The organism is Streptomyces fungicidicus, from assembly GCF_003665435.1.
Classification (GTDB): Bacteria; Actinomycetota; Actinomycetes; order Streptomycetales; family Streptomycetaceae; genus Streptomyces; species Streptomyces fungicidicus.
Genome location: NZ_CP023407.1, coordinates 3,632,182 through 3,643,338, shown reverse-complemented (window position 1 = coordinate 3,643,338; position 11,157 = coordinate 3,632,182). Strand labels below are relative to the sequence as shown.

Genomic DNA, 11,157 nt, shown 5'->3' with positions numbered 1-11,157 from the left:
CGTGCGGGCCCTCCCGCGTTTCCTCCCGGGACACGCACGGACCCGCCCGCCGGATACCCGATCGGAGTCCCGGCCGCGTCCCGCTATGCTCGGGGAGGCAACATCGCCAGGGGCCCTTAGCTCAATTGGCAGAGCAGTGGACTTTTAATCCATTGGTTGTGGGTTCGAGTCCCACAGGGCCTACCCCTGGTAGCGCCGGCGCGACGTCGCCGGCCTGCCGCACGGCGCCCGGACCGGCCTCAGCCGGTTCGGGCGCCGCGTCATGTCAGGGGCGGACGTCGCGTTGCCGCCGGGCGGGGTCGAGGAGCTGGACGGCGATCCCGGCGAGGACCAGGCCCGCGGCGATCAGCAGTCCGTCGGGGACGATCACCCCCGCGATCAGCATCGTCACACCGATGACCAGCGCCCACCAGGCGCCGGTGCGCCGGTGGTCGCGGGGGCCGGCCGGCCGTCCGGCGGACGGGGAGCGGGCGACACGGGGATCCTCGTGCTCGACACGGGCCGCGAGGTCGATCGGACGCTCGTCGTCGGACTGGGGCACGGCTCCTCCTTTCCAGGGGGCGGCCGCCCGGTGACACCGCGGACGGCCCTTGCTCCGTGCTGCCGGGGCTTCAGGGGTGACCGTCGGCCTGTCGCGAACTCGGCCCGGTACAAAGGAGTTTGCCCTTGCACCGACCTCGTCACCCGCCCGGTACGGAGACTCCAGCCTCGCCCACCGGCACCCGCCGGGGCCATCCGTCGCGGCCCCCATCCCCGGTGGGGGACGGCGTGTACGGGACCCCCGGGCCGGCCGGGGCCCGGTGTGCGAAATGGGGGTTGTCACCGATGGCGCGGGGCCCGCTCAGCGCCCACGCTGGGGATGACGGCCCGCGCCGCGCCCCCGGACAGCGGGCCGTCGGGCTCCCGCGCACACGGGGGCCCGCGGCGAGCGGCCCACGGCGAGGAGGCGGTACGGGGTGCCCCTGTTCTGGCGGATCTTCCTGCTGAACGCCGTCGTGCTCATCGTGGCCACGGCCCTTCTGCTGGGACCCGTCACCGTATCCACGCCGGTCCTGCTCACCGAGGCCGCGGTCCTCACCGTGGGGCTGGCCGCCATGCTGGTCGCCAACGCCCTGCTGCTCCGCGTCGGCCTCGCCCCGCTGCAACGGCTGACCCGGGCGATGACCACGACCGACCTGCTCCGCCCCGGAGACCGCCCCGCGGTCGGCGGGCGCGGCGAGATCGCCGAGCTGATCACCACGTACAACACGATGCTGGACCGGCTGGAGGACGAGCGCGCCACGAGCAGCGCCCGCGCCCTGTCCGCGCAGGAGGCCGAACGCCGCCGGGTCGCCCGGGAACTGCACGACGAGGTCGGCCAGTCCCTCACCGCCGTACTGCTCCAGCTCAAGCGCGCCGCCGACCACGCCCCGCCCGGACTGGGCGAGGAGCTGCGCCAGGTGCAGGAGACCACCCGGGCCAGTCTGGAGGAGATCCGGCGCATCGCCCGCCGACTGCGTCCCGGCGTGCTGGACGAGCTGGGACTGGCCAGCGCGCTCAAGGCCCTCGCCAACGAGTACGGCGGCTCCGGCCTGAGCGTCCAGCACTCCCCCGCCGCGGACCTGCCCGAGCTGGACCAGGAGACGGAACTGGTCATCTACCGGGTCGCCCAGGAGGGCCTCACCAACACCGCCCGCCACGCCGGGGCCCGTCGCGCCGAGCTGGCCCTGCGCCGCGCGCCCGGCGGGGTCGAACTCCTCGTCCGGGACGACGGCCGGGGCACCGGCGCCGCGCCGGAGGGCGCCGGCATCCGCGGGATGCGCGAACGCGCCCTGCTCGTCGGCGCCCGGCTCACCGTGGACCGGGCCGCCGGCGGCGGTACCGAGGTCCGCCTGACCGTCCCCGTCCCCGCCCGTTTCCCCGCGCACGCCCTCGTCCCCGCACGGGAGACCGCGCACGCTCCGCCACCGTGACCGACGCCCCTCGACCGGAAACGCTGAACATGACAGACCCGGCCCCCACCCGCATCCTGCTCGCCGACGACCACGCGCTGGTCCGCCGGGGGGTTCGCCTCATCCTCGACGGTGAGCCGGATCTGACCGTCGTGGCCGAGGCCGCCGACGGTGCCGAAGCCCTCGAGCAGGCCCGTGAGCACCGCCCCGACCTGGCCATCCTCGACATCGCGATGCCCCGCCAGACCGGTCTCCAGGCGGCCCGTGAGCTCTCCCGCACCCTGCCGGAGACCCGCATCCTCATCCTGACCATGTACGACAACGAGCAGTTCTTCTTCGAGGCCCTCGCCGCCGGCGCCTCGGGCTACGTCCTGAAGTCCGTCGCCGACCGCGACCTCGTCGAGGCATGCCACGCCACCATGCGCGGGGAGCCGTTCCTCTATCCCGGCGCCGTCAACGCCCTCATCCACAACTACCTCGACCTGGCGAGGGAGGGCCGCGCCCTGCCGGCCAAGGCGATCACCGACCGCGAGGAGGAGATCCTCAAGCTCGTCGCCGAGGGCCACACCTCGCAGCAGATCGCGGGCCTCCTGGTGATCAGCCCCAAGACGGTGGAGCGGCACCGCGCCAACCTGCTGGCCAAGCTCGGCCTCCGGGACCGCCTCGAACTCACCCGCTACGCCATCCGCGTGGGGCTCATCGAACCCTGACCGGCGCACGGGCCCGCCGGGAGTGTTGCCAGACTGGGCACCCCCGAGCCCGCCCACCCGGAGTAGGAACCGATGCCGCACCCCTACGTCCTGCTGTCCGCCGCCGTCTCCCTCGACGGCTACCTGGACGACACCGGCCCCGAACGGCTGCTGCTGTCCGGCCCGGCCGACTTCGACCGGGTCGACGAGGTACGGGCGTCCGTGGACGCCATCCTGGTCGGCGCCGGCACCCTGCGCGCCGACAACCCGCGGCTGCTGGTCAACTCGCCCGAGCGGCGCGCCGCCCGCCTGGCCGAGGGCCGGACCGAGTACCCGCTCAAGGTCACCGTCAGCGGCTCGGGAGAGCTGGACCCGGCGGCCCGGTTCTGGCACACCGGCGGCGAGAAGGTCCTCTACACCACCGACGAGGGCGCCGAGCGGGCCCGCGTCCTGGGGATCGCCGCCGACGTCGTCCCGCTCGGCGCCGAACTGGACTGGCGGCGGCTGCTGGAGCATCTGCACGCCGCGCGCGGGGTCCGGCGGCTCATGGTCGAGGGCGGCGGACTGATCCACACCCAGCTGATCACCCAGGGCCTCGCCGACGAACTGCAGCTCGCCGTCGCCCCGCTGTTCGTGGGCGACCCGGAGGCCCCCCGCCTCTTCGGCCCCGGCGCCTACCAGGGCGGCAGGCTGCGGCTGACCGGGACCCGCCAGGTCGGCGACGTCGTCCTGATGCGCTACGAGCCCACCGCCCCCGGCACCGGCCCGCTGCCGTCCGCCGCCGACCACCACTGGCTGGCCCTGGCCTGCGAGCTGGCCGCCCTGTGCCCGCCGTCCGCGACGGCGTTCAGCGTGGGCGCGGTCGTCGTGGCCGCCGACGGCACGGAGCTGGCGCGCGGTCACTCCCGGGAGGGCGGGGACCCGGTGGTGCACGCGGAGGAGGCGGCGCTCGCCAAGGCCGATCCCACGGACCCCCGGCTCGCCACCGCCACCGTGTACTCCAGCCTGGAGCCGTGCGCCCGCCGAGCGTCCCGCCCCGCGTCCTGCGTCCGGCTGATCCTGGACGCGGGGGTGCGGCGGGTGGTCACGGCCTGGCGGGAGCCGGACACCTTCGTCGAGGGCGCCGACGGCAGCGGCGTACTGGAGTCCGGGGGCGCCACCGTCGTGGTGCTGCCCGAGCACGAGGACCGCGCCAAGGCGCCCAACGGCCATCTGCTCGGCCGCTGAGACGGGCCCGCCGGTAATGGGTGTGCGGCATGTCCCGCGCATGGCGTACACTGGTGTCTACCGACGCGGGGTGGAGCAGCTCGGTAGCTCGCTGGGCTCATAACCCAGAGGTCGCAGGTTCAAATCCTGTCCCCGCTACTGAAGGCCGAGGGCCGGAATCCATAAGGATTCCGGCCCTCGGTGTTTTCCCCTCCCCCTCCACCCTTTCCCTTCACTCTCACCCAGCGTGAGCGGAGCGTCTCGCAGCGCATAACAACTGACACACCGTCAGTTTCTCGATGTCGTTCGAGGTGCGGTCAACTCGCCCGTTTTTGACCGTCGGTGACGCTTAAGTCCCCCCGGGATTCGTTAATGATCAAGGGGAACAGCTTGGAATCACGCCCTCGCGTCTATTAACGTTCGATAACGCAGCGCGGTCGTCCCAGCCGTCACAGAAGTCGGCTCCGTGCGCACGCGCCGAATCCCGCAAGGGAACCGGGGAACCACCACTTGGGGTGAATCACGCGGATACCGCCGTGGCGACACGGCACGTATACGCGCGTAGGAGACCTTCCTGCTCCGAACCCGTCAGCTAACCCGGTAGGCGAAGGAAGGAAAGGAGTGCGCCCACGTGGCGTCCAACCCGCCTGCCCCCGAGGCCCCCTTCAAGCCGAGCGACACCTTCGCCTACGGCGCGGCAAGCACCGACGAGGGCCCCTTCGAGGAGTGGAACCCCACCGCGGAGACGCTCCGCCCCGTACGGGGCCGGCACCGCGTCTCCAAGCAGCGCGGCGGAGGACTCGCCCGCAGCTCCACCGTGCTGGGCGTCGGTGTCATAGCGGCCGTCGGCGCCGGCGGCATGGCCAGCGCCCAGACCGGCAAGCCCCCGGTCTCGATCTCCGTCCCGGACCTTCCCAGCGTGGGTTCCCTCCTCTCCGACGAGGAAACCCCCAAGGGCTCGGCCACCCCCCTCAGCAGCATCGGCATGACCACCGCCGACAACGAGCAGGGCACCGCCGACGCCGGTGAGGCGCTGCGCGCCCGGATCATGGCGCAGGTCGAGCAGCAGCAGGACCAGGCCGAGACCCAGGCCGAGGCCGAGGCCGTCGCCGCCGCCGAGAAGGCGGCCGCCGACGCCGCCGCCAAGGCGGAGAAGGAAGCCAAGGCCAAGGCCGCCGCCGCCAAGAAGAAGGCGGAGGAGGAAGCCGCGAAGAAGGCCGAGGCCGAGCGCCTCGCCGAGCTGGCCAGGCAGTACGCGGTGCCGACCTCCTCGTACACCCTCTCCTCCACCTTCGGCCAGGCCGGCGCCTACTGGTCCTCCGGCTACCACACCGGCCTCGACTTCGCCGCCCCCACGGGCACGCTGCTCAAGGCCGTCCACACCGGCACGATCACCTCCGCCGGCTGGGACGGCTCCTACGGCTACAAGACCGTGCTGACCCTCGAGGACGGCACCGAGATCTGGTACGCCCACCAGTCGTCCATCAGCGTCAGCGTCGGCCAGAAGGTCAACACCGGCGATGTGATCGGCCGCGTCGGCGCCACCGGCAACGTCACCGGCGCCCACCTCCACCTCGAGGTGCACCCCGGCGGCTCCTCCTCGGGCATCGACCCGCTGGCCTGGCTGCGCGGCAAGGGCCTCACCGTCTGACGTCAGGGCTGCCGGTCGGGTGTGTGCGGGGCGTGCCCCGCGTACGGATGGCCGTAGCCGTAGCCGTAGCCGTGCCCGTATCCCGCGTGCCCCGCGTGTCCCCCGTACACCGCCCACGGCGCCGCCGTGAGCGGTACGGGTGGCGCGGTGGCGCGGGCGGCGTGCTCCAGCGCCGGACGGGCCGGGGCCCGCCGGTGCCACAGCTCCAGCAGCAGCTCCCGTTCCCGTGTGACGAAGTCCGGCCCGGCCCGCCCGAGCCGCCCCCGGTGCCGCAGGAACGCCAGCGACGTCGCGTACGCCTCGTAGGCGGCGACCGAGCGTGCCGCCGCCTTCCCGCCGTACCGGCGCGCGTACTGCCGGGCGACGCGCCGCGCCCGCATCGAGCCCAGCGCGAACGGCTCCGCCGGGCCGAGCCACCCGGCGGCCGCGTACGCGGGCAGTTCCTCCCGCACGGTCCGCAGCTCACGCTGCCGCGTCCACACCATCAGCCAGGTCAGCACCCCGAACGCCGGCACCATGAACGCCGCGTACACCGCGAAGAAGCCGTACCGGCCGAGCGTCGACGAGCCGTTCCACAGTGCGTGCATGCCCATCGCGAGGAGCAGCCCGCCCAGCGGCAGCAGCATCCGGCGCACCCGCCGGCGGCCCGCGGACAGCGCGGCGGCGCCGAAACCGATCCCGGTGAGCACGGTGAACAAGGGGTGCGCGAACGGCGACATCACGATGCGCACGAAGAAGGTCGCCGCCGTGACCGAGGCGACTCCGCTGTCGCCGGTGATCTGGTCGGTGCCGAAGGCGGTGCCGAGGTAGAGGATGTTCTCGGTGAACGCGAAGCCGGTGGCGGTGACCCCGGCTATCACCACGCCGTCGAGGATCCCGGTGAAGTCGCGTCTGCGGAACAGGAAGACCAGCAGCACGGCGGCGGCCTTCGCGGACTCCTCCACCACCGGCGCTATGACCGTCGCCCCGAGGGTGTCGGCGCCGGTCGGATCCGCGGTCGCGGTGGCTATCCAGCGGGTCGCGAAGCTGTTCGCGACGATCGCGATCAGCGCCGCCGCGCACGCCCCCCAGGCGAAGGAGAACAGCAGATTCCGCCAGGGCCCGGGCTCGACCCGGTCCAGCCACCGGAAGGCGGCGACGAGCAGCGGCACCGGCAGCACGGCGAGGCCGAGCCCGACCAGGAACCCCTGTGTGCCGGTCTGCTCCCGCACCAGCGCCAGGATCACAAGGCCGGACAGGGCGAGCAGCGTGATCAGCGCGCCGTAGCGCACCCAGGGCCGCCGCCACCAGTGCGCATGCCGCGGTGATCCTCCGGAGGCTGCTCCGGGACGCGCCGGGTGCGGAGGGCTGGTGGCCACGGGATCGACCCTAACGAGGCGGGGGCTGTATCAGGCTCGGTCTTCCGCCTGCTCGTCCTGCCGTACGCGCCGGAAGAGCAGGTCGTTCACCACATGTCCCTTCTCCAGTCCCTGGCCCTCGAAACGGGTGAGCGGCCGGAACCCGGGACGCGGCGCGAAACCGCCGTCGGCCTGCGTGTTCTCGAAGCCGGGGTGCGCGGTGAGCACCTCCAGCATCTGCTCCGCGTACGGCTCCCAGTCGGTGGCGCAGTGCAGTACCGCCCCCGGTGCGAGACGGGTCGCGGCGAGGGTGAGGAACTCCGGCTGGATCAGCCGACGCTTGTGGTGCCGCTTCTTCGGCCAGGGGTCGGGGAAGTAGACGCGGAGCCCGCCGAGCGAGCCGGGGGCGAGCATCTCCCGCAGGAGGATGATCGCGTCGCCGTTGCCGACCCGTACGTTGGTCAGCCCGCGCTGGTCGGCGAGGTTGAGCAGATTGCCCTGGCCGGGGGTGTGGACGTCCACGGCGAGGATGTTGGTGGCCGGGTCGGCGGCGGCCATGGCCGCGGTCGCCTCGCCCATGCCGAAGCCGATCTCCAGGACGACGGGGTTGCCGTTGCCGAAGAACTCGGCGAGGTCGAGGCGCCGGCTGCCGTCGATGTCGAAGCCCCAGGCGGGCCAGAGCCGCTGCAGGGCGTCCGCCTGGCCGGCGGTCACCCGGCTGCGGCGCGGCTGGAAGCTGCGGATCCGCCGCTCGAAGTGCGAGCCGGCGGGATCGGCCTTGGGGCCGTCCGGGAACCGTGGCTCGCCCTTGGCCCGGGTATGGCGGACGGGCACCCCGGGCGTGTGCGGCGCGTCCTGGCCGGAAGCGGGGGGAAGGGCTGCGGAGGCGTTAACGGTGTCAGACACAGTGCTTCCGATTTTACGGCGACCCGCCCCTCACCCGTCCGGGGGCAGCACCCGGGTCCTCCAACCCTGCCCCCGGCTCCGAGCATCCCGCCGCGTCGGGGCGCCCCGGACGGCCCTGCTGCCGTTCGGCGGGGTTCCCCCGGGGCAGTGCCCCGCAGCGGCCGGGGTGCCGCCTGGGAGCGTCCGGGTGCGGGGGTGGCGTCCCGCTGCGGCTGCTTGGTTGGACGGCGTCGTCGGTGGCGCGGGGGTGCACCTCGGCGTCAGGGTGTCGGTGGGGGCAGTGCCTCCAGGGCTCGGCGGGCCACCTCGCGGCCGATCGGGAGGGATGCCGTCGCCGCGGGGGAGGGGGCGTTGAGTACGTGGACCGCGCGGGGGGTCTCCTGGATGAGGAAGTCGTCGACCAGGGTGCCGTCCCGCAGCACCGCCTGGGCCCGCACCCCGGCCGCCGCCGGTACCAGGTCGTCCTCCCGCACCGCGGGCAGCAGCCGGCGTACCGCCCGGGTGAAGGCCTCCTTCGACAGCGAGCGGTGCAGCTCCCCGGTGCCGTACCGCCAGTGGCGGCGGGCCAGCCGCCAGGAACCCGGCCACGCCAGGGTCGCCCCCAGCTCGCGCGGCCGCACCGTGCCCCAGTCGTAGCCCTCGCGGGCCAGCGCCGGCACCGCGTTGGGGCCGACGTGGACCCCGCCGTCGATGCCCCGGGTGAGGTGCACACCGAGGAAGGGGAACGCCGGGTCGGGCACCGGGTACACCAGCCCGCGCACCAGTTCCGGCCGCGCCAGCTCGTAGTACTCGCCACGGAAGGGCACGATCCGGGCACCGGGCTCGTCACCGGTGAGGCGGGCGATCTCGTCGCAGCGCAGACCCGCGCAGTTCACCAGGACCCGGCCGCGCACGACGTCTCCGCCGGCGGTGAGGACGGTGACCCCCCGGTCGGGGCGGCGGTCCACCCGGGTCACCCGCGCCCCGTACCGGATCTCCGCACCCGACGCCTCCGCGGCCTCCGCGAGCCTGCCGGCGACCGCGCCGAAGTCGCAGATGCCGGTGGTGCCGACGTGGATGGCCGCCAGGCCGTCCACCTCCTGCTCGTACTCCGCGATCTGCGCGCCGCTCAGCTCGCGGACCGCGATGCCGTTCTCCCGGCCGCGCTGGGCCAGGGCGTGCAGCCGGGGGAGCTCGTCGCGGGACGTGGCGACGATCAGCTTGCCGGTCACGGCGTGCGGGATGTCGTACTCCGCGCAGAACTTGACCATCTCCGCGGCGCCCGACACCGCGTACCGCGCCTTCAGCGAGCCGGGGCGGTAGTAGACGCCGCTGTGGATGACGCCGCTGTTGCGGCCCGTCTGGTGCCGGGCGGGGCCGGACTCCTTCTCCAGCACCGTGACCCGCGTGCCCGGCGCCGCGCGGGTGAGCGCGTACGCCGTCGACAGGCCGACGATCCCGCCGCCGATCACCAGCACGTCGCAGTCGTAGGAACGGGAACGCCCCGTCACCCGCACCACCTCCCGGTTCCGATAGTGCACTGCGCCACTGACAGCGCCTTCAAACCCGGGAGGGGGCGGTTCGGGCCGTCATGCCGTCGTCATCAGCAGCGGGCGGGCGCGTTCGCGCAGTTCGACCACGCGGGGCTCGTCGCCGTAGGGCTCCAGACGGTGCAGGAGGTCCCTGACGTACTCGGTGGTGCGGGCCGACGAGATGCGGCCGGCCACCTCCACCGCGCGGACGCCCTGCTCGCAGGCCGCGTCCAGGTTGCCCGACTCCAGTTCGGCGACCGCCGAGACGACGAGCCGCAGTCCGTGCGAGCGCACGAACTCCTCCGTCGGTTTCGACAGCGCCTGCTCGGTGAAGCGGCGGACCTGTCGGGGCGCCTTCAGGTCGCGGTAGCACTCCGCGGCGTCGGCGGCGAAACGGTCGTAGGAGTAGAAGCCCAGCCAGGACGGGTCGCTGTCGCCCGGCCGTGAGCGCTCCAGCCAGCTCTCCGCCGCCTTCAGCGCGCCGCCGGCCGCCTGGGCGTCCCCGGCGCGTGCGTGCGCGCGCGCCTCGACCAGTCGGAAGAAGCTCAGGGTGCGTGCGGTGGCCAGGCCCCGGTTGCGCTCCAGCGCGGCCTGCGCGAGGTCCACGCCCTCGTCGCCGAAGCCGCGGTAGGTCGCCTGGAGGGACATGGAGGCCAGCACATAGCCGCCGAGGGGCACGTCGGCCGCCGCGCGGGCCAGGCGCAGGGCCTGGATGTAGTAGCGCTGGGCGGCCTCCTGCTGGCCGGTGTCGAACGCCATCCAGCCGGCCAGCCGGGTGAGTTCGGCCGCCGCGCCGAAGAGGGAGCGGCCGACGTCGTCCGAGTACGAGCCGAGCAGCAGCGGGGCCGCCTCCACCCGGAGGCACTCCGGGACCATCGACGAACGCCAGTCCCCTCCGCCGTACTTGGAGTCCCAGCGCCTCGCGTCCTCGGCGGCCTCCCGCAGTTTCCGCACATCGCTGTGGCCGACTTTGGACGGTGCGCCGGAGCCGTCGGCGGGGTTCGCGTCACGCGCCACCGAGCTGTCGGCCGGGGTTATCAGCCAGCGGGAGGCGGGTGTGGCGTAGGCGCTCACCGCGAACGACCCGGCGAGCGACTGCCAGATGCCGCCCGATCCGGCTCTGCGGCCGGCGAGGTCCAGCCGGTACAGCTCCGTCGCGGAGCGCACCGCCTGTCCGACGTCCCGGGGGAAGGCGAGGCCCACCTCGGGTGCGGGGTCCGCGTCCGCCAGGCCGATCTCGTGGAGCGGCACGGGCCGGCCCAGCTTCTGGCCTATGGCGGCGGCGATCAGGTGCGGAGCCGCGCCCTGCGGCACCATGCCCTTCGACACCCAGCGCGCCACCGACGTCTTGTCATAGCGAAGCGTCAGACCTCGCTGGGCGCCAAGATCGTTGACGCGCCGTGCGAGACCCGCGTTGGAGATTCCCGCGAGGGCGAGAACGGTGCCGAGCTTTTCGTTCGGCCCGCGTTGCTCCCTGGACATGCGCCACCCCTCGACACAGACGGCTGCCGCGCTGGCATAACCACGCGGCATTCGTAAACCCAGCGTAGTTCGCCGCATCCCAAGCGTTAAGGGGCATTCTTCCGGATGGCGGGATTGTGGTCCGTACTGAAGTACGGTTCCCATACGCGCAGTTGCGGCGTGCTCCCGGCGTGTGGCCGTGCGCCCGTGCGTGCGCTCTTCTCCGGCCATCCGGGGGAGCGGTTCCATGGGCGGTGCGTGGGTCGGCCCGCTGTACTGGATCCAGTGGGCTGGGGGACACCGCCGCCTTCATCCCCGCGGGCGGCGGAACGGTCCGGGAGGCGTGCTCCGTCTCCCGGACTGCGCGACCGTCCAGCGGTGCGCAAAGCCTGTACGGAGCGTGTTCGAGAGTGGCCTCACCGCTTCGATTTGGCCGAAAATCGACCCCTGCTCTTTCCGGCGTAG

The 11,157-nt window shown here is 73.4% G+C and carries 9 protein-coding genes, 2 tRNA genes and 1 riboswitch; of the genes, 6 read left to right on the top strand and 5 right to left on the bottom strand.

From position 1 onward, the window contains the following. Positions 1-110 precede the first annotated feature (110 nt). A tRNA-Lys gene (locus tag CNQ36_RS16500) sits at positions 111-183 on the top strand. A gap of 82 nt (positions 184-265) precedes the next feature. Here the strand turns inward: CNQ36_RS16500 and CNQ36_RS16495 are convergent. After that, the gene (locus CNQ36_RS16495) at positions 266-541 is read right to left on the bottom strand and encodes a DUF3040 domain-containing protein (protein WP_121546568.1); all 276 of its coding nucleotides are present in this window, start codon (positions 539-541) and stop codon (positions 266-268) included. A 415-nt stretch (positions 542-956) separates the two neighbouring features. On the opposite strand from CNQ36_RS16495, the gene CNQ36_RS16490 reads away from it, so the two are divergent. From CNQ36_RS16490 to CNQ36_RS16470, 5 genes are all read left to right on the top strand, one after another. Continuing rightward, on the top strand, positions 957-1,952 hold the full coding sequence (locus CNQ36_RS16490) for a sensor histidine kinase (protein ID WP_121546567.1): 996 nt from the start codon (positions 957-959) through the stop codon (positions 1,950-1,952). Positions 1,953-1,981: 29 nt separating this feature from the next. Continuing rightward, positions 1,982-2,641, top strand: coding sequence for a response regulator transcription factor (locus CNQ36_RS16485; protein ID WP_040906784.1), 660 nt, complete (start codon positions 1,982-1,984; stop codon positions 2,639-2,641). A gap of 72 nt (positions 2,642-2,713) precedes the next feature. Next, positions 2,714-3,847 carry a dihydrofolate reductase family protein gene (locus CNQ36_RS16480; protein WP_121546566.1) on the top strand — a complete coding sequence of 378 codons (1,134 nt, stop codon included), beginning with the start codon at positions 2,714-2,716 and terminating at the stop codon, positions 3,845-3,847. A gap of 64 nt (positions 3,848-3,911) precedes the next feature. Next, positions 3,912-3,985, top strand: a tRNA-Met gene (locus tag CNQ36_RS16475). Positions 3,986-4,291: 306 nt separating this feature from the next. After that, a riboswitch (cyclic di-AMP (ydaO/yuaA leader) is annotated at positions 4,292-4,448 on the top strand. A 9-nt stretch (positions 4,449-4,457) separates the two neighbouring features. Continuing rightward, a complete protein-coding gene (locus CNQ36_RS16470) occupies positions 4,458-5,477 on the top strand; it encodes a M23 family metallopeptidase (protein ID WP_121546565.1) in 1,020 nt (339 codons plus the stop codon). A 2-nt stretch (positions 5,478-5,479) separates the two neighbouring features. On the opposite strand, the gene CNQ36_RS16465 is transcribed toward CNQ36_RS16470, so the two are convergent. The 4 genes from CNQ36_RS16465 to CNQ36_RS16450 all read right to left on the bottom strand — a co-directional run bounded on the left by CNQ36_RS16465 (position 5,480) and on the right by CNQ36_RS16450 (position 10,713). After that, positions 5,480-6,835 (bottom strand): PrsW family intramembrane metalloprotease, encoded by a 1,356-nt coding sequence (locus CNQ36_RS16465; RefSeq protein WP_121546564.1) that lies wholly within the window; start codon positions 6,833-6,835, stop codon positions 5,480-5,482. 30 nt (positions 6,836-6,865) lie between these two features. After that, a complete protein-coding gene (gene trmB, locus CNQ36_RS16460; RefSeq protein ID WP_004929687.1) occupies positions 6,866-7,720 on the bottom strand; it encodes a tRNA (guanosine(46)-N7)-methyltransferase TrmB in 855 nt (284 codons plus the stop codon). Between the two features lie 260 nt (positions 7,721-7,980). Beyond that, the gene (gene lhgO, locus CNQ36_RS16455; protein ID WP_121546563.1) at positions 7,981-9,240 is read right to left on the bottom strand and encodes an L-2-hydroxyglutarate oxidase; all 1,260 of its coding nucleotides are present in this window, start codon (positions 9,238-9,240) and stop codon (positions 7,981-7,983) included. A gap of 48 nt (positions 9,241-9,288) precedes the next feature. Then, the gene (locus CNQ36_RS16450) at positions 9,289-10,713 is read right to left on the bottom strand and encodes an NsdA family TPR-like regulatory protein (RefSeq protein WP_121546562.1); all 1,425 of its coding nucleotides are present in this window, start codon (positions 10,711-10,713) and stop codon (positions 9,289-9,291) included. Positions 10,714-11,157 lie beyond the last annotated feature (444 nt).

Excerpts from the sequence above, each read along its gene's own strand:
- CNQ36_RS16450 (WP_121546562.1), bottom strand. The coding sequence starts at position 10,713 with ATGTCCAGGGAGCAACGCGGGCCGAACGAAAAGCTCGGCACCGTTCTC.
- CNQ36_RS16480 (WP_121546566.1), top strand. The coding sequence starts at position 2,714 with ATGCCGCACCCCTACGTCCTGCTGTCCGCCGCCGTCTCCCTCGACGGC.
- CNQ36_RS16485 (WP_040906784.1), top strand. The coding sequence starts at position 1,982 with ATGACAGACCCGGCCCCCACCCGCATCCTGCTCGCCGACGACCACGCG.